Consider the following 17,794-nt stretch of genomic DNA (forward strand, 5'->3'; position numbering starts at 1 on the left):
CTTTTTTGTATCAATAAGGGGTTGTCATTAGTATTTATGTTTCAGATACAAGAATACGCCTTCAGATAATGTGAAGTTATACCTCAACCCCTAATAATAAATGAATAATGCCACAATACTATCCGATTCCGGACCATCATCGTACGAAGGCATTCTTATCCCATCAGTAATGCCAGTTAACATATCCTCACAAACTTCCGGATTAAAGTCCAGCGTACCTATTTTTCGTAAACATTGGGAACCCTCTTTTCAGGGTCGCGTAAACATTTTACAGCGATCACTAAAATAAATTATCACCATCCAAATTAACCATTCAAAAACACAGAATTAGAAGATCACTTAATAAACTACCAATGTATTGATGAATACCTTAGCTCGTGACCTGGTCTGAAACCCCAGAATAAAAATCTATTTTTGCAAACATTATAATTTTAAAAACCATAAAGACAAAAAAAAGATATTCCTGTTTTCCATGTAACTTGGACACCTTAAAAAAACGCTTTATAGTGCCCCGGCATTATCAGATTGCAGGTCTGACTGCAGAGCAAACGGAGCAAGATACTTGTCCGCATAAATTGCTCCATATCAAACAAAGCTTAAAAGCAAGGATACCTAATATGCCAACTCCCGCGTATATTTCCATCACAGGAAAAACTCAGGGTAATATTACCGCCAGCGCATTTACGGCTGAATCTGTAGGTAATATCTATGTGCAAGGCCATGAAGACGAAATGCTGGTTCAGGAATTCGAGCATATTGTCACCGTGCCAACCGACCCGCAGTCGGGTCAGCCCGCAGGCCAGCGTGCCCATAAACCGTTCCGTTTTACCGTGGCGTACAACAAAGCCGTGCCGTTGCTGTACAACGCATTAGCATCAGGTGAAATGCTGCCAACGGTAGTACTGAAGTGGTACCGCACCTCCATTGAAGGTAAGCAGGAGCACTTCTTCACCACCAAACTGGAAGATGCGACTATTATCGATATCGACTGTAAAATGCCGCATTGCCAGGATGCCACCAAGGCGGAGTTTACGCAGTTGGTTCGCGTCTCTCTGGCTTATCGTAAGATTAACTGGGAGCATACAACGGCGGGAACTTCCGGTGCAGATGACTGGCGTGCTCCGATCGAAGCATAATACCATTACATTTCGGGCTCTGAAAAGCCAATAATCGTGAGTGGGGAGTGAGCGTCGTAGAAGTCAACTCCCTGCTCTACGAAATGCAACGTCATAGAAGACGTTCACCGGGCCGGAATCAAAGCAATTGTCCAGGCCCGGTAAACATAAATACAAGATTTAGCAGAACCGCAAATTATTTCAGCAACCGTACCTTCACGGACTTGCCTTTGATTTTTCCCTGCTGGAGCTGTTTCCAGGCATGGCGGGCCACGCCCTGTTTCACCGCGACAAAGGCGTGGATCGGGTGAATATCAATTTTGCCGATATCCGCGCCATCGAGGCCCATGTCACCGGTCAATGCGCCAAGAATATCGCCCGGACGCATTTTGGCCTTTTTACCGCCATCGATGCACAGTGTCGCCATGGTAGCTTCCAGCGTAGTAATGGTGACGCTGGTCGGTGCCTGCTGCCAGTGCACCTTCATATTCAGCATTTCTTCCAGCGCGGCGGCACGCTGGCCTTCATCTGGCGCACAGAAGCTGATTGCCAGCCCGCTCTGCCCGGCACGCGCGGTACGACCGATGCGGTGCACGTGCACTTCCGGGTCCCACGCCAGCTCAAAGTTAATCACCATTTCCAGCGCTTTGATGTCCAGCCCGCGAGCGGCGACGTCAGTCGCTACCAGCACACGGCTGCTGCCGTTGGCAAAACGCACCAGCGTCTGATCGCGGTCGCGCTGTTCCATGTCGCCGTGCAGGGCCAGCACGCTCTGGTTGCTTTCGCTTAAAGCGTCACACACCGCCTGGCAATCTTTTTTGGTGTTACAGAACACCACGCAGGACGCGGGCTGATGTTTGCTCAGCAGCTTTTGCAGCAGGCTGATTTTGCCGTTGCGCGACACTTCGTAGAACTGCTGTTCGACGGCGGGCAGCTCATCGACAGTGCCAATTTCCACCGTCAGCGGCTCATGCTGAATACGGGTACTGATGGCGGCAATGGCCCTCGGCCAGGTGGCAGAAAACAGCAGCGTCTGCCGCTTAGCCGGAGCGTGACTGATGACGTCGTCGATAGCCTCGGCGAAGCCCATATCCAGCATACGGTCAGCTTCGTCCAGCACCAGCGTTTGCAGGGCTTCGAGGCTGACGGTCTCTTTTTTCAGGTGATCGAGCAGACGGCCCGGCGTTGCCACAATGATATGTGGGGCGTGGATCAGGGAGTCGCGCTGAACGCTGAACGGCAGACCGCCGCACAGGGTCAGAACTTTGATATTCGGCATGTAGCGTGCCAGACGACGCAGTTCTTTGGCGACCTGGTCGGCCAGCTCACGCGTTGGGCACAGCACCAGCGACTGAGTCATAAACTGGCTGGCATCAATGTGTTGCAGCAAACCCAGGCCAAACGCCGCCGTTTTTCCGCTGCCGGTTTTCGCCTGAGCGCGGACGTCTTTCCCCGCAAGAATGGCCGGTAACGCCGCCGCCTGCACCGGGGTCATAGTCAGATAGCCCAGCTCATTGAGATTCTCGAGTTGTTCTGCAGGAAGCGCGTTTAATTCAGCAAAAGAGGTCACGGTCATTATTCCGGTAAAGATATCGGTATCAGCCTGCGGCTGACGTACAGGGGCGTAATCATATCATTGCTGGGGGTCACGGCGGGAGTTTTTCGGGCGGGAAATGACAGCTTCCCGCCCGGGGGGTTATACGTTCATTTGATGTGTGTAGCGCGTGTCGCGTTGTTCTCACGCGCGACGCGCGGATTACCCTTCGACCACGTCAGGCTGTGATGTCGCCGATTGCGCCTGTTTTGCCGCTTGCATAGACATCAGTTTGTAGACCGCAAAGGCGCTCAGTGCACAGCAGATGCCAAGAAATACCGCCACGTAGGTCGGTTTACCGCCGGCCATTTCAACCAGGAAGGCGCTGATCAGCGGCGTAGGCCCTGCTACCAACATGCCGTTCATTTCTCGGGCCACGCTTATTCCGGAATAACGGTATTGCGTCGGGAAGACGCGCGCCAGAAGAAGCCCTTGCGGTCCGGCCATTGCCCCATAGCTGATGATGAACGCCACCGACATGCCGAGCGTGATAATCAACAAATTGCCGCTGTCGATAAACATGAACAATGGGAAGGCATAGACCACGGTAAACAGCGCGGCAGCGGCATAAATCTTTGCCGGATTATATTTATCCGCCAGCCAGCCCATAATGGGCGCACTGATAACCGCACACCAGGCCGAAATAAAGAGCGCGCTCAGCGCGGTAGTTTTCGACAGATGCAAGGTGTTGGTCATGTAGCTGATGCTGAAGGCACTGAGAATATAGACGTTGGCGTTGTGGCCCGACATCATCAGGAAGCTCCAGAACAGCTCACGTGGATAGCGGGTCAGGACAACTTTCAGCGGCAGTTTATGCGCTTTCTTCTCCTGATCTGCCTGCTTCATGGCCTGAACATATTCCGGCGTTTCATCCAGGTGACGGCGAATGTATATGGCGATCACGAACAGCACCGCTGACGAAATAAACGGCACGCGCCAGCCCCAGCTAATCATCATATCCGCTGGCATCAGGGATACGCCCCAGAAGGCCAGACTGGCAAAGATAATCCCAATCACCGTGGCTGATTGCAACAGGGCGGTATAAAAACCACGCTGATGCTTGGGCGAGTATTCATACAGCAGCGTCAGTGCTCCGGCATATTCGGCTCCGGCACCAAATCCCTGCGCCATCCGCATGATCACCAGCAGTACAGGCGCCATCAGACCTATTTCCTGGTAACCAGGCAGCAACCCGATAGCGACCGTCCCGATACCCATTAAGGTAATGGAAAATACCAGCGCGGGCTTACGTCCATAGCGATCGCCAATATGGGAAATGACCACGCCACCCAGCGGGCGAACAAAAAAGCCCACTGCGAATGTTGCAAAGGCTGCCAACACGCCAGCAACTTCCGAGAGATCGGGGAAGAATATTTTATTAATGATTAATCCTGCGGCGGCGCCGTACAACGCGTAGTCGAACCACTCAATGATGGTTCCGACTACTGACGCCGTAACGGCCTTTCTTAACCCTGGTGTTGCTTTTTGCTGCATGGTCTTCTCCTGTACAGAGGCAGATGTTGCCAAGCATTACGTTATTGTTGTGTTTCTTTCGTGTTATTGGAATGTATTTGCGAATGCACAATTATTCAAAAGTAAATTTTAGATTTATATATGAAGATCACATTCAGCCATCTTCCGTATCAGCAAAGAGGGAGCTGGTTCGCAAAATCAGGATAAAAAATAAGCGGCCAGAGTGGCCGCTTAGGAGAAAGCTTCAGTGCAGACTACGCGTCTACACCGCCGCTACGAATGTTTTCCGCGGTGGCGAATAGCAGTTGAAGTACTGCATCACGGGAAGGATTATTCATATGATCCAGATGCTTAACCCACGGGCACGCCAGTGCCGCTATAGCCTGTCCACCGCTGTTTAATAATGGCACGGCGATGTTGTAGACGCCTTCAACCTGCAAGCTCGGCATAATTTCGTACCCCTGCTCGCGGATTTGGGCCAGCTTTTTATGCATCGCCACGTTGAGGGTGCCATCCGTTTGTTCGCTCTGTTGCAGCATAAATTGCTGATCCTGTGGAGAAGCAAACGCCAACAGGACATGTCCGGAACTGGAATCTCGCAACGCGAAACGTGCCCCAACGCGAATACCAAAACCCCAGTATCCAGGTGCATCGACTTGAGCAATTGCCGTCAGTCCGCCGCGTTCATACAGCGCAATGTGGCAGCCCTGCTGGGCCGCTTCAGCGAAAGTTCGCAGATGAGGAATCGACTGAACCACCAGTCGCCGCATCGGTGACTGACGATGCGCCAACTCGAACAGCTTCAGGGAAAGCTGGTACTGATCGACGCTGGTGCGCACCACGTAACCGCGCTTCACCAGTCTGTCGAGCATGCGATAAATTTCATTGGGCTTACGTTCTAACGCGGCTGCGATTTCTGCCTGCGAAAGCCCTTCTTCCAGTTCGGCCAGTTTCTCAAGAATATCCAGACCTTTGTCCAGAGCCGGTGCGCGGTAACGATCTTCGACCGATTCCCCTTCAGGCTTGTTTTGCGCCATACCTTCCTCATGCCTGTACGTTAGTAACACGTTGTTTTTCGTCGTCACATCTTAGCACTTCTGAGGCATTTGCCATGACAGGTGCACAAGATGAAATGTGACGTGCATATATAAATTATAAATTCATATTTGAATTAAACAGTCAGATGTTTACAGTGTATTAACAAACCGCTTGTTCACCACCGGAGAAAAACATGACGCAGCAGAAGACCATTTTGATCACTGCCGCCGCACAAGGCATTGGCCACACCACCGCGCTCAGGATGGCAAACGCCGGGTTTAAGGTGATTGCCACCGATATCAATGAAGAAAAACTCGACGCGCTGTCGCGTGTTGAGAATGTTCGCACCGCACGCCTCGACGTGACCAATGCGGCAGAAATTCACGATTTCATCACCAGACAAACCGCTATTGATGTGCTGTTCAACTGCGCGGGGATTGTGCATAGCGGCGATGTACTGACCGTCAGCGATGAACACTTAAATCAGGCCTGGCAGCTTAATGTGATGTCACAGGTTCACCTGATTCAGGCGGTTCTGCCGGGGATGTTAGCGCGTCGCGACGGCTGCATTATCAATATGTCTTCGGTGGCCTCTAGCGTGAAAAGCGTGCCGAACCGCTGTGCCTACAGCATCAGTAAAGCGGCGGTCATTGGTCTGACGAAATCCGTTGCGGCGGACTATATCACCCAAGGGGTTCGCTGCAACGCCATCTGCCCTGGCACAGTTGAAACGCCGTCACTCCAGCAGCGTCTTAGCGATACCGGCGACTATGATGCGGCACGCGCCGACTTCATTCGCCGCCAGCCGATGGGACGCATTGGCAAGCCGGACGAAATCGCCGATCTGGTGCTGTATCTCAGCAACGCCACCTTCACCACCGGACACATTCATAACATCGACGGCGGCTGGTCTGCCTGAGATTTTCATGCTCAAAGGAGCCTGTAATGCGCTTACTTCGCTTTGGTCAGCCGGGTCAGGAACGCCCCGGACTCCTCGACAGCCAGGGAAACATTCGTGACCTATCCGCATGGATTGACGACATCAGTGCCGATACGCTGTCACCGGAAATGCTTGCTCGCCTGGCCTCGATTTCAACCGATGAACTGCCGTTGGTGGAAGGCAATCCGCGCCTCGGCTCCTGCGTCGGCGGCAGTCGCAAGTTTATCTGCGTTGGGCTGAACTATTCCGATCACGCCGCAGAAACCAACGCTGTGGTTCCGCCCGAACCCATTCTGTTTATGAAGTCCCCTCACGCTATTGTCGGGCCAAACGACGAGGTGGAGATCCCTCGCGGTTCACAGAAAACGGACTGGGAAGTCGAGTTGGGGGTCGTCATCGGTAAAAAGGCGAAATACGTCAGCGAAGCCGAGGCAATGGAATACATCGCCGGTTACTGTGTGATCAACGATTTGTCCGAGCGCGCCTTCCAGATCGAACGCCAGGGTCAGTGGGTAAAAGGCAAAAGCTGCGACACGTTTGGCCCAACCGGCCCGTGGCTGGTGACTACGGATGAGATCCCCGACCCGCAAAATCTCAACATGTGGCTTGAGGTGGACGGTCATCGCTATCAGCAAGGCTCCACGGCCACCATGGTGTATGGCGTGCGCTATCTGATTGCCTACATTTCGCAATTTATGACGCTCTATCCCGGGGACATTATTTCTACCGGTACGCCGCCCGGCGTTGGCATGGGACAGACCCCTCCCGTGTATCTGAGACCCGGCCAGACCCTGCGCCTTGGTATTGAAGGGCTGGGTGAACAACAGCAACTGACCCGCGCCGAATCCGGCTCCCCACAGTAAGGAAAACCGTTATGGCAGTAATTACATCCGTTGAAGTTTTTATGGTGATGCTGGAGCCAAAAGTTCGGCGGGAAGATGCTATCCAGGCGTTTGTGTGCCAGGAAACACCGTTTGTGCGCATTACCGATTCAGACGGCGCGCAAGGCCTGGGTTACAGCTATACCATTGGCACCGGCGGCCCCGCCGTTCTCTCTTTACTGGAAAAAACGCTGGCACCCGCGCTGCTTGGCAAAGAAGCAGACGAAATTGAACAGCGCTGGCGCGAACTGCTGTTTCTGACTCATGCCACCTCCGTCGGGGCGATTACCTCTCTGGCACTGGCGACCATTGATACCGCGCTGTGGGATCTGCGCTGTAAGCGGAGCAACCAACCGCTCTGGATCGCCGCAGGGGGCGCACAGTCGCGTATCCCGCTTTATAACACCGAAGGCGGCTGGCTCAATTTGTCGACCAGTGAACTGGTTGAAAATGCGCTGGAATGCCAGGAAAACGGTTTTGCCGCCACCAAAATGAAAGTCGGCCTGTCGGTTAAAGAAGATATGTCTCGCCTGCGCGCAGTACGCGAGGCGGTGGGCGATAATTTCGAGATTTTCACCGATGCCAACCAGGCCTTCCGGGTCGATGAGGCCATTCGCCGAGCGCATCATTATGAAGAACTGGATATCGGCTGGCTGGAAGAACCCCTTCCGGCCGACGATTTACAGGGGCATATTCGCCTGAGCCAGCAGACCAGCGTGCCCATCGCCGTCGGGGAGAGTATCTACAGCGCCCTGCACTTCCGCGAGTATCTGCAGCAGAACGCCTGTTCTGTCGTACAGGTCGACGTGGCGCGTATCGGCGGCATTACGCCATGGCTGAAGGTGGCGCATCTTGCCGAGTGCTTCAATATCGCGGTGTGTCCACATTTCCTGATGGAACTCCACGTTTCGCTGTGTGCGGCAGTGCCAAATGCCCGCTGGCTAGAATATATTCCTCAGCTTGATACGCTTACCCACCAGCCGATGCAGGTGGAAAACGGTTACGGTTTACCACCGTCCTCCCCAGGGCTTGGCATTGACTGGGATCTTCGTGCTCTCGAGCGCCACACGCTGCCAGGCAGTTATCAACGTCTGACGCGTTAATCTTGCCTTAGCGCGAACGCCTCCGGATTTGGGTTCGCGCTGCTTCGTTTGTACGATCACTCTGCTTTATAAAGCGGAATAACTGCGCCAGTAATGTAGCGGCGACGCAGCCACGATGACAGCGCATCCATGGTCATCACGACTGCCACCAACAGCAGAGTAATAAACATCACTACGTCCCAGTTCCACAGGCGCATGTTCTCAGCGTAAATCAGCCCGATACCGCCCGCCCCGACGAAGCCTAGTACGGCCGCCGATCGGGTGTTGGATTCCAGCTGATAGAGGCTTAGCGCGAGGAACGTCGGGAACGATTGAGTGAAGATGCCAAAGCGGTGTTTTTGCAGTCCGTTGGCGCCAACCGCCGTCAGACCGCGGCCCGGTGAACGCTCCACGGCCTCGTGCCCTTCGGCATATAAACGCCCAAGCAATCCGGTGTCCTGCATGATTATCGCCAGTACCCCGGCAAGCGGGCCAAGACCGACGGCGCGCACGAAAATCAGGCCCCAGATAGCCATGTCGATCCCGCGCAGCAGGTCAAACAGCCGACGCATAAACATCGCCACAAACCGTGTTACCGGGCCACGCATGACGTTACGCGCGGCAAGAAACGACAGCAGCAGCGCAATCACCGTGGCGGTGATGGTGCCGGAAAAGACAATCGCCAGCGTGATGCCAATCTGGCGGAAGTAGTAGCCAAACGGCCAGTTGAGAAAATCATGCCAGACGAACATGCGGAAGAAGTAGCGCCCAAGCTGCTGCATCCCGGTGGTGAGCTGTTCGTAACTGATACCAAACTGGATGAAGAACCAGACGTAATACAGCCCGACCGCCAGCGCCAGAATCGCCAGATGGCGCAGGTAGCGACCCTGGGCGCGAAACAGCGCCGGGTGCGCTTCGCGGTAATGTTCGGTGTCAGTCACCGCTTGCCAGTTGTTCATTTTTTCCCCTCCAGCACCCGCTGACGCAGGCGGCCAGACAATGTATCCAACAGCGAGACCACGATGACAATCAGCAGCAGGGTCATGCTCACCTGGTCGTAGCGGTCGAGTTTGATATTGGTCATCAGCTCCTGACCAATCCCGCCCGCACCGACCAGCCCAAGAATGGTCGACGAGCGGAAGTTGATTTCAAGACGCATGAATCCATATGAGAGAAATATCGGTTTGACCTGCGGCCACAGCGCGAAACGCATCCGCTGTATCGGCGAAGCACCACAGGCGATGAGGCCGCGCACCGGTTTGTCCTGCGCGCTTTCAATCGCTTCGTAGAACAGCTTGGTCAGGCTGCCGATGGTGTGCAGTGTCAGTGCCAGAAAGCCCGGGATCGCGCCAATCCCAAAAGCCATGACGAAAATCACCGCCCACGCCAGCTCCGGCATCGTGCGCAGAAACGCCACCAGCGCGCGGATGCCAAAGCGTAAACCTGCGGGTGCCCAGGCATTACGCGCCGCCAGAAACGCGAGGATCGTCGCTAACGCCACCGCCACCAGCGTGGAAGCCAGCGCCAGCTGTAGTGTTTCCCAGATGAGCGGTAACTGAATCGGCAAGCGGTAGCCCCAGTAGGCCAGCGATCCTTTGGTGTGCACATCGCCAAACAGCACGCCGCCGTGCAGCGTCGGCACGGTTTCGAGCATGTAATCGAGGAAATTCGGCAGAGAGTGCCAGATGGTGAGGAGATTAAATTCGGCGGCTTGCCCTGCCGCGATGTAGAGCACCAGCAGCAGCGCCGACCAGGTGAACGTGTCGCGCGTCTGACGCATTTTCACCTGCTGGTAGTAACGTTCAAATTCAGTATTCTGCATGTTCACTCGCGCAATGGACTCTCCCCCGCAGGCTGCACGGGGGAGTGAAAAGGTCTGATTAACGGGCGTTAACCAGTTCGCGTTTCATGTCGATAATCTGCTGGAAATCCGCCACGGTCGCCGGGCCGATGTGCTGGGTGCCACCCATCGCTTTGATGAAGCACTGGTGATCTTCTTTATCCAGTTTCTTCACCGCATCGACGACTTTGGTTTTGAATTCTGGCGGAAGGCTATTACTCACCAGGATTGGTCCGTTCGGGATCAGCGGCGATTGCCAGATGATGCGGATGTTTTTCATCAGGTCCGGGTTTCCCATGCGGATCAGGCGGTTGAACGCTCCGGCAGTGTATCCATCGTTGTAGTTACCCACCATCGACGCCCAGGTCACTGCGCCTGCGAACTGGCCGTTCAGCACGCCGAGAATGTCCTGCTCGTGGCCGCCAGAGAAGGTGACGCTGGAGAAGAAGTTATTGTATTTATCATCCGTGGTGCCGCCGAATTTCTTCTTGAAGGCCTGGTTCGGGATCAGGAAACCGGAGGTTGAATCCGGGTCAGCCATACCGAAAGATTTGCCTTTCAGGTCATCAAGGGTTTTGTACGAACTGTCGGCTTTGACGATAACCACCGAGTGGTAACCGCGAGACTGGTCTTTATCGTCCACCGCGATACCGACGATATCGACCGCTTTCGGGTTGTTGATGTATATCGAGGCGTACGACGATGGCGACATGCTCAGCACTACGTCCACTTTGCCGCCCAACAGGCCCTGGATAACACCAGAATAGTCAGAGGAATTACGCAGTTTGGTGTCGACGCTCAGTTCCTTGTCGAGAAAATCCTTCACGCACTGGTTATCGCCAATCTGCTGGGTGGCATTTTGCCCGCCCAGAATACCCAGATTCAGCTCTTTCGGTTGCTCCGCCGTGGCCTGCCATGCCACCAGCAGCCCTGCCATCATCGCGGAAAAACGTAATGCGCTCGTCATGTGCTTATTCATTATCATTGCCCGTGTTGTCTTGAGTTGAGGATTAATGGAGCTGGCTGATTTCGTCGACATAAAGTTGCTGCAGGACATCCGGGTTTAAGTCGTCCGGATGACCGTCAAACACGATTTGCCCCTGCGCGATGCCTATCACGCGGGTGCAGTAATTTTTCACCAGTTCAATCGAGTGCAGGTTGACCATTACGCTGATGCCCTGCTCGCTGACTTCACGCAGGGCGGTCATAATGCGCTGGGTGTTTTTCGGGTCGAGCGAGGCCACGGGCTCGTCGGCCAGCAGAATCGACGGGTTCTGGATAAGCGCCCGGCAAATCGCCACGCGCTGCATCTGCCCACCGGAGAGGTTTTCTGCGCGCTGTAGCGCATGAGGTAGCATGTTCATCCATTCGAGCAGCGCGATAGCGCGAGCGCGGTCGTCGTCCGAGAACACTTTGAACAGGGATTTGAACGTTGAGGTCTGGCTCAGTCGACCGAGCAAGACGTTGGTCAGCACATCGAGGCGCGGGACCAGGCAGAAGTCCTGGAAAATCATGCCGCATTCGCTGCGCCATTCATTGAGCGCGCGTCCGCTGATGCCGGAAACATCACGCGGGAGACCGACTTCCGGATAGCTGAGCAGTTCGCCCGAGGTTGCAGTGTGAGTGCCGTTGAGTACGTGCAGCAGCGTGGATTTCCCCGCTCCTGAACGCCCGACGATCCCCACCATTTCACCCGCATGAAGGTCAAAATTGATGTCGTTCAACACCTTTTGCTGGGCGTTGTACGACTTGCATACGTTTTTCACGCTCAGCACTTTGCGCTGTGGGGCGTGAATAATCTGCGGTTGAACGGGATAATCGTTCAGGGAAAAGAGTGCGCGAGCGTTGTTCATAAGAGTTCCACGTTGCTTGTTTTCGCCGTGGGTTATTAACAACGCTGCGCATGACGCTTTAATGACAGAAAAACGATAAACAGATGAACATCACGGCTTATGGCGTGACGGAAGAGGTCTCCGCTGCGCGCTCTGACTCAGCAAATACGCCGTGATTCAGATCAGTCACAATTGCATTCATCCTTGCTTCAGTCAGGCCGTAGTATCTGATGGCAATGGCGGTCAACAGATAGAACACCGATGGGATGACTGAGAACAGCAGAACGATGCCGTACAGGGCTTCAGCCGACTGCACCTGGCTGCTTGAAGCATAGCCATAATACGCCAGCACCCAACCGAGAATCGCCCCGCCGACCGCGACGCCAAGCTTGATAACAAAAATATTGGCTGCCACGTTCATGCCAGTAATACGGCGTTGGGTTTTCCATTCACCATAGTTGTTGGCGTCCGTTATCATTGACCACTGAATGGCTGCATTCCCGCCCTGGACCAGTTGAATCAGAATATGAGCGAAAAGCGGAATGACCCAGTAATTCATCGGCAGCATGAAGCACACCACACCCAATACCGCATTGATAAGGTTTATCCAGAACGAGAGTTTTACTTTACAGAAGCGGGTGCCAAACGGTTTGGCTAACACCGAGCCAAACATCGAGGCGAACATGCCCCCGAGCATAAACCAGCTGATGATATCCGCCCCTTCGCGCAGCACGCTATTCACGAAATAGACCACCGCCCCGCCGCGAATAACCACCGCCACCAGCATCGTGAAGTTATATACCGACAGTATCCGCCACTGATCGTTGCGGAACAGTATTTTCATATCGCGGGCAATATTCAGATTCTCTTCTTTAATCGGCTGAACGCGCTCTTTGGTGGTTAAGAAACAGACGATAAACATCAGGCAACCAATGATACCAAATATCGCCATGGCCACCTGAACACCGGTCGCTCTGTCGCCTGGATATAGATAATCTGCCAGCGGTAAAATTAACGCTGTGCCTAATGCGCCGCCAATGGGAGTAATGGCAAAGCGCCAGGATTGCAGCGACAGACTTTCCTGCGGGTCGGTGGTCAGTGCCGCGCCTAATGAGCAGTATGGGATATTAATTGCGGTGTACATCAGCGTCATAAATATATAGGCCGCGACGGCATAGACGACTTTTCCGCTGTCTGAAAAACTCGGAATAGAATAAACCAGCACACAGCTCACGGCGAAGGGAATGCAGATAGCCAACAGCCATGGTCGGAAGCGTCCCCAGCGGGTGGCGGTCGCATCAGCAATGGCCCCCATTATCGGGTCGGTAATCGCATCTAATATTCTCACTAATAAAAACATGGTACCCATGACTGCCGGTGGTAATCCATAAATATCGGTATAATACCAGGCAAGAATAGCGACCGATGAATCGAAAACGATATGACTGGCGGCATCACCGAGGCTATAGCCGACTTTTTCTCTGACGGATAACTTTTCACCTGCCACGATAAAACTCCCCTTCAGTATTACGTTGTGTAACCGGTTTCTTATGTGGCGCTATTTTTTGCACAGCCAGTGAAAGACGGTCCATTATGTTTTTTAGCTAGTTTCTTATGTTTTTTGCTTTATGTGATCTCAGAGGGATCAAGGAGATATATTCTCGATTTTTTTGTTTTATTGCTCACATAACCGCGCAACGGGAATTTGTCTGGAAAGGTGCAAAACGTTAACCCCGACACACGCCGGGCCCAATATTCGTCTATGGTTGTAAACAGCGGAATTTGCGCAGCTAAAAGGAGAATCAACGATGAGAAAACCCGCTTTGCGCCGCCCTGATACGCTTTACCTCGCCCTGCAACTCGCCCTCGGTGGCGCCCTACTCTCGCTGAGTCTGACCTCAGCCCAGGCGGATGACGTCCTCGCCGCCACACCGCAGTCGCCGGATATTTTATTGGGTCCGCTGTTTAATGATGTGCAAAGCGCGAAGCTGTTCCCGGATCAAAAAACGTTTGCCGATGCGGTACCTAAGGGTGACCCGCTGATGATCCTTGCGGACTACCGGATGCAGCGCAATCAGTCGAGCTTTGACCTGCGCCATTTTGTAGAAGTGAACTTCTCTCTGCCACAGGAAAAAGACAAGTACGTGCCGCCTGCGGGCCAGAGCCTGCGTGAGCATATCGACGGCCTGTGGCCGGTGCTGACACGTACCACTGACAGCGCCGCGAAGTGGGATTCCCTGCTGCCGTTGCCGAAACCGTATGTGGTGCCCGGCGGGCGCTTCCGCGAAGTGTATTACTGGGACAGCTATTTCACGATGCTGGGCCTCGCGGAGAGCGGTCACTGGGACAAAATCGAGGATATGGTCGCCAACTTCGCCTATGAAATTGACACCTGGGGCCATATTCCTAACGGCAACCGAACCTATTATCTGAGCCGTTCGCAACCGCCGTTTTTCTCGCTGATGGTGGAACTGCTGGCGAAACACGACAGCGACGCGCTGAAAAAATACTTGCCGCAGATGGAAAAAGAGCACGCCTACTGGATGGACGGTGAGGACGCGCTGCAAAACGGCGAGGCCAATAAACGCGTGGTCAAACTCAATGACGGCGCGCTGCTCAACCGCTATTGGGATGACAAAGACACGCCGCGCCCGGAATCGTGGCTCGACGATGTAAATACCGCCAAAAGTAATCCGAATCGCCCGGCGACGGAAATTTACCGTGACCTGCGCTCTGCCGCCGCGTCCGGGTGGGATTTCAGCTCACGCTGGATGGATGACCCGCAAAAACTCAGCACCATTCGTACCACCAGCATAGTGCCGGTTGACCTTAACGCATTGATGTTCAAGATGGAGAAAATCATCGCCAGCGCTAGTAAAGCTGCGGGTGATGACGCCAAAGCCACGCGTTACGATACGCTGGCAAGCGACCGCCAGAAGGCGATGGAGCATTATCTGTGGAACGACAAAGAGGGCTGGTACGCTGATTACGACCTGAAAACGCACAAGGTGCGTAATCAGCTGACCGCCGCCGCGCTGTTCCCGCTGTACGTTAACGCCGCCTCAAACGACAGAGCGGCAAAAATGGCGACGGCAACGGAATCGCGGCTGCTGAAAGCAGGCGGCATTGCGACCACCACCGTCAACAGTGGTCAGCAGTGGGATTCCCCGAACGGCTGGGCACCGCTGCAATGGGTCGCCACCGAAGGGCTGCAAAACTACGGCCAGGACAAAATCGCGATGGACGTTTCCTGGCGATTCCTGACCAACGTGCAGCACACCTACGACAGCCAGCAAAAACTGGTGGAGAAATATGACATCACGTCCACCGGCACGGGCGGCGGCGGGGGTGAATATCCACTGCAGGATGGTTTCGGCTGGAGTAACGGCGTGACGTTGAAAATGCTCGATTTAATTTGCCCGAAAGAAAAACCGTGCGACAACGTGCCAACAACACGGCCCGCAGCGACAGCGTCCGTCGAGGCTCCGGTGAAATCGACCACGCCGGCGACGTCTACCGCGCCTGCGACAAGCCCAACCCCAGCCGCTCCGGCTGAAAAAACGCAATAATCGACTCTCGACCTGCTACCCGTTTTGGTAGCAGGCTTTTTTTTCGCATCATCCGCTACCCCCTTCCCGCTCTGCTTTCCAGCCGGTAACCGTAATGAAGCCGTGGATTTCCGGCAGCGACTCTGACATTTCTTCGCTTGCTTCGATTAACGCAAACAATAATAATTCGCATTCTTTTTACGAAAAATGACATTTTCGCACGTTTTGACACGGTGGCGCACAGGAGTGCCAGGCCGGGTTTTTTAGGATTATGCGATGAATAACACACTGCGCCTCAAACGCTCGTCAGTACTTTGCGCCCTGGCGCTGGCGTTCCCCTGCTCGTCTTTCGCCGAGGAAACGGTGGTGGTTACCGCTCAACCGGCTGAATCCGCGACCGCACCGACCCAGGGCTATACGGTTAAATCCTCAACCGGTGCCACCAAAACCGATCAGCCGCTGATCACAACCGCCCAGTCGGTGTCCGTTGTAACCCGTCAGCAGATGGAAGATCAGGGTGCGACCAACGTCAGTCAGGCGCTGAGCTATACGCCGGGCGTGTACAGCACCTTTGGCGGCTCGGCAACGCGCTTCGACGCCATTTCCCTGCGTGGCTACCACGGCGGTGACGTGGACAACATCTTCCTCGACGGCATGCGCCTGATGAGCGACGGCGGCAGTCACAACGTCATTCAGATTGACCCGTGGTTCCTCGACCGCATTGATGTTATCAAAGGCCCCTCTTCCGCGCTGTACGGCCAAAGCGTACCCGGCGGACTGGTTAACCTGACCTCCAAACGTCCACAGTTTACCTCCGAAGGCCACATTCAGGCGTTCGGTGGCACCCAGGGCACAAAAGGCGCCGCTTTCGATTACACCGACGCAATTAACGATCAGTGGGCGTATCGCGTGATTGGGATCACCCGGAACACCGATACCCAGGTCGATAACACCCGCGAAGAACGTTACGCGATTTCCCCGTCGCTGCTGTGGCAGCCTGATTCTGACACCAGCCTGTTGCTGCGTGCGTATCTGCAAAAAGATCCGTCGGGCGGCTATCACGGCTCGCTGCCGCTGGATGGCACGCGCTATGAACACAATGGTCGCAAACTCAGCAATCACACCAATGAAGGTGATCCGAGCGACGGCTACCAGCGCCGTGAGCAGATTTACAGCTACGAATTTAATCACCAGTTCAATGATATTTGGTCAGTTTATTCAAGCGGCAGCTATACCCATTCCGACGTAAATCTCGACCAGGTTTATCAGGTGGGTTGGATTGGCGACAGCGATATGCTGGCCCGTGGCTATAGCGGTTCAACCGGTTCGCTCGACGGCTGGTCGACCGATAACCGCATTAAGGCTGATTTCAACACCGGTGACGTGTCGCACACCGTGGTGTTGGGCGGTGAATATCACCGCTTCCGCAATGACCTGTGGAGCCGTGCAGGCGGCGCGTCTCCGCTCGATCCGTGGAGTGGTTATACCGCGCAGGATGGACATACCCTGACCTATAGCGATTATAACAATCGCCGCTATTATCAGGCCGGTCTGTATTTGCAGGATGAGATGGTGTGGAACCGCTGGCATGCGGATCTCTCCGCGCGCTATGACCGCATTGTTTCGGAGCAGGTGAGCGATACATTCGGCACGTCTTCGCGTCGTTCCGATGACCATATCAGCAGCCGTGCCTCCTTGCTGTATGCCTTTGAAAACGGCTTGTCGCCGTACATCAGCTACAGCCAGGCCATCACGCCTGCAATGCTGGCAGGCCCGGACGGTCAGTTATTGAAACCGACCACCGCCGAGCAGTACGAAGCTGGTCTGAAATTCCAGCCACCGGGCACGGCGGACATGTACAGCATCGCAATGTACGACCTGACGCAAAAAGACGTGGCCACGCGTGATACCAATATCGCCACTGCCACCTTCCTGCCCGCCGGGAAAGTGCATTCGCAGGGTGTAGAACTGGAAGCACGCAATCAGCTGACGCCGCGCCTGAGCACCATCGCCGGGTACACCTGGAACCGCCTGCGCTTTGCTGATACCAAAGACGGCACCGACGACAATACGCCGCAGTTGACGCCGGATCAGATGGCATCGTTCTGGGCACACTATAAGTTTGATTACGGGATTAGCGCGGGCGCGGGCGTGCGTTATATCGGCAAACAGTGGGCTGATGACGCGAATACCGAACGTCTGCCGTCGACTACGCTGCTGGATGCGATGATCCGTGCGGATCTGGGTGCCTGGACATCAGCTTTGAAAGGGGCGTATTTGCAGGTTAATGCGAATAACCTGACCGACAGAGAGTATGTTTCTGGCTGCTACGGCACCAATAACTGCTACTGGGGTGCTGAGCGTTCGGTCATCGCCACCGTCGGATATGATTTCTGATGTGTAGTTAGAAAAGTTAGAAAAACGCCCGGTGGCGCTTCGCTGACCGGACCT

Annotated in this window: 14 protein-coding genes; 6 read left to right on the forward strand and 8 right to left on the reverse strand. The window is 54.4% G+C overall.

Features of this window, described 5'->3' with window-relative positions; genetic code table 11:
- Positions 1–617 precede the first annotated feature (617 nt).
- The gene (locus MUU47_RS09040) at positions 618–1,136 is read left to right on the forward strand and encodes an Hcp family type VI secretion system effector (RefSeq protein ID WP_258987849.1); all 519 of its coding nucleotides are present in this window, start codon (positions 618–620) and stop codon (positions 1,134–1,136) included.
- 175 nt (positions 1,137–1,311) lie between these two features.
- Here MUU47_RS09040 and dbpA read toward each other — a convergent pair whose 3' ends face one another.
- The 3 genes from dbpA to MUU47_RS09055 form a co-directional block, all read right to left on the reverse strand.
- Complete coding sequence (dbpA, locus tag MUU47_RS09045; protein WP_258988176.1) at positions 1,312–2,685, reverse strand: ATP-dependent RNA helicase DbpA; 1,374 nt, start codon at positions 2,683–2,685, stop codon at positions 1,312–1,314.
- A gap of 186 nt (positions 2,686–2,871) precedes the next feature.
- Complete coding sequence (locus MUU47_RS09050; protein WP_258987851.1) at positions 2,872–4,203, reverse strand: MFS transporter; 1,332 nt, start codon at positions 4,201–4,203, stop codon at positions 2,872–2,874.
- Between the two features lie 233 nt (positions 4,204–4,436).
- On the reverse strand, positions 4,437–5,219 hold the full coding sequence (locus MUU47_RS09055; protein ID WP_258987852.1) for an IclR family transcriptional regulator: 783 nt from the start codon (positions 5,217–5,219) through the stop codon (positions 4,437–4,439).
- A gap of 194 nt (positions 5,220–5,413) precedes the next feature.
- On the opposite strand from MUU47_RS09055, the gene MUU47_RS09060 reads away from it, so the two are divergent.
- From MUU47_RS09060 to MUU47_RS09070, 3 genes are read left to right on the forward strand one after another with little or no spacing between them, the layout of a single operon-like run.
- Positions 5,414–6,139 (forward strand): SDR family oxidoreductase, encoded by a 726-nt coding sequence (locus tag MUU47_RS09060; RefSeq protein WP_258987853.1) that lies wholly within the window; start codon positions 5,414–5,416, stop codon positions 6,137–6,139.
- A 26-nt stretch (positions 6,140–6,165) separates the two neighbouring features.
- Positions 6,166–7,023, forward strand: coding sequence for a fumarylacetoacetate hydrolase family protein (locus MUU47_RS09065; protein WP_258987854.1), 858 nt, complete (start codon positions 6,166–6,168; stop codon positions 7,021–7,023).
- An 11-nt stretch (positions 7,024–7,034) separates the two neighbouring features.
- Positions 7,035–8,144 carry a mandelate racemase/muconate lactonizing enzyme family protein gene (locus MUU47_RS09070; protein WP_258987856.1) on the forward strand — a complete coding sequence of 370 codons (1,110 nt, stop codon included), beginning with the start codon at positions 7,035–7,037 and terminating at the stop codon, positions 8,142–8,144.
- 56 nt (positions 8,145–8,200) lie between these two features.
- Here MUU47_RS09070 and phnE (MUU47_RS09075) read toward each other — a convergent pair whose 3' ends face one another.
- The 5 genes from phnE (MUU47_RS09075) to MUU47_RS09095 form a co-directional block, all read right to left on the reverse strand.
- Positions 8,201–9,082, reverse strand: coding sequence for a phosphonate ABC transporter, permease protein PhnE (gene phnE / locus MUU47_RS09075; RefSeq protein ID WP_258987858.1), 882 nt, complete (start codon positions 9,080–9,082; stop codon positions 8,201–8,203).
- Positions 9,079–9,945 carry a phosphonate ABC transporter, permease protein PhnE gene (gene phnE / locus MUU47_RS09080; RefSeq protein WP_374684743.1) on the reverse strand — a complete coding sequence of 289 codons (867 nt, stop codon included), beginning with the start codon at positions 9,943–9,945 and terminating at the stop codon, positions 9,079–9,081. Before phnE (MUU47_RS09080) ends, phnE (MUU47_RS09075) begins: the two co-directional genes overlap by 4 nt.
- Positions 9,946–10,003: 58 nt before the next feature.
- Complete coding sequence (gene phnD, locus MUU47_RS09085) at positions 10,004–10,942, reverse strand: phosphonate ABC transporter substrate-binding protein (protein WP_258987861.1); 939 nt, start codon at positions 10,940–10,942, stop codon at positions 10,004–10,006.
- A gap of 31 nt (positions 10,943–10,973) precedes the next feature.
- Positions 10,974–11,816: a phosphonate ABC transporter ATP-binding protein gene (gene phnC, locus MUU47_RS09090; protein ID WP_258987863.1), complete on the reverse strand. Its 843-nt coding sequence runs from the start codon at positions 11,814–11,816 to the stop codon at positions 10,974–10,976.
- 97 nt (positions 11,817–11,913) lie between these two features.
- Positions 11,914–13,305 carry a glycoside-pentoside-hexuronide (GPH):cation symporter gene (locus tag MUU47_RS09095; RefSeq protein WP_258988177.1) on the reverse strand — a complete coding sequence of 464 codons (1,392 nt, stop codon included), beginning with the start codon at positions 13,303–13,305 and terminating at the stop codon, positions 11,914–11,916.
- A gap of 298 nt (positions 13,306–13,603) precedes the next feature.
- On the opposite strand from MUU47_RS09095, the gene MUU47_RS09100 reads away from it, so the two are divergent.
- The gene (locus MUU47_RS09100; protein ID WP_258987866.1) at positions 13,604–15,364 is read left to right on the forward strand and encodes an alpha,alpha-trehalase; all 1,761 of its coding nucleotides are present in this window, start codon (positions 13,604–13,606) and stop codon (positions 15,362–15,364) included.
- A gap of 255 nt (positions 15,365–15,619) precedes the next feature.
- A complete protein-coding gene (locus MUU47_RS09105) occupies positions 15,620–17,740 on the forward strand; it encodes a TonB-dependent siderophore receptor (RefSeq protein WP_258987868.1) in 2,121 nt (706 codons plus the stop codon).
- Positions 17,741–17,794: the final 54 nt, after the last annotated feature.

It is taken from the genome of Scandinavium hiltneri (assembly GCF_024764835.1).
Lineage (GTDB): Bacteria > Pseudomonadota > Gammaproteobacteria > Enterobacterales > Enterobacteriaceae > Scandinavium > Scandinavium hiltneri.

Coding starts and splice junctions, on each gene's coding strand:
- MUU47_RS09040 (WP_258987849.1), top strand. CDS start 618: ATGCCAACTCCCGCGTATATTTCCATCACAGGAAAAACTCAGGGTAAT.
- MUU47_RS09050 (WP_258987851.1), bottom strand. CDS start 4,203: ATGCAGCAAAAAGCAACACCAGGGTTAAGAAAGGCCGTTACGGCGTCA.
- MUU47_RS09055 (WP_258987852.1), bottom strand. CDS start 5,219: ATGGCGCAAAACAAGCCTGAAGGGGAATCGGTCGAAGATCGTTACCGC.
- MUU47_RS09060 (WP_258987853.1), top strand. CDS start 5,414: ATGACGCAGCAGAAGACCATTTTGATCACTGCCGCCGCACAAGGCATT.
- MUU47_RS09065 (WP_258987854.1), top strand. CDS start 6,166: ATGCGCTTACTTCGCTTTGGTCAGCCGGGTCAGGAACGCCCCGGACTC.
- MUU47_RS09070 (WP_258987856.1), top strand. CDS start 7,035: ATGGCAGTAATTACATCCGTTGAAGTTTTTATGGTGATGCTGGAGCCA.
- phnE (WP_258987858.1), bottom strand. CDS start 9,082: ATGAACAACTGGCAAGCGGTGACTGACACCGAACATTACCGCGAAGCG.
- phnE (WP_374684743.1), bottom strand. CDS start 9,945: ATGCAGAATACTGAATTTGAACGTTACTACCAGCAGGTGAAAATGCGT.
- phnD (WP_258987861.1), bottom strand. CDS start 10,942: ATGAATAAGCACATGACGAGCGCATTACGTTTTTCCGCGATGATGGCA.
- phnC (WP_258987863.1), bottom strand. CDS start 11,816: ATGAACAACGCTCGCGCACTCTTTTCCCTGAACGATTATCCCGTTCAA.
- MUU47_RS09100 (WP_258987866.1), top strand. CDS start 13,604: ATGAGAAAACCCGCTTTGCGCCGCCCTGATACGCTTTACCTCGCCCTG.
- MUU47_RS09105 (WP_258987868.1), top strand. CDS start 15,620: ATGAATAACACACTGCGCCTCAAACGCTCGTCAGTACTTTGCGCCCTG.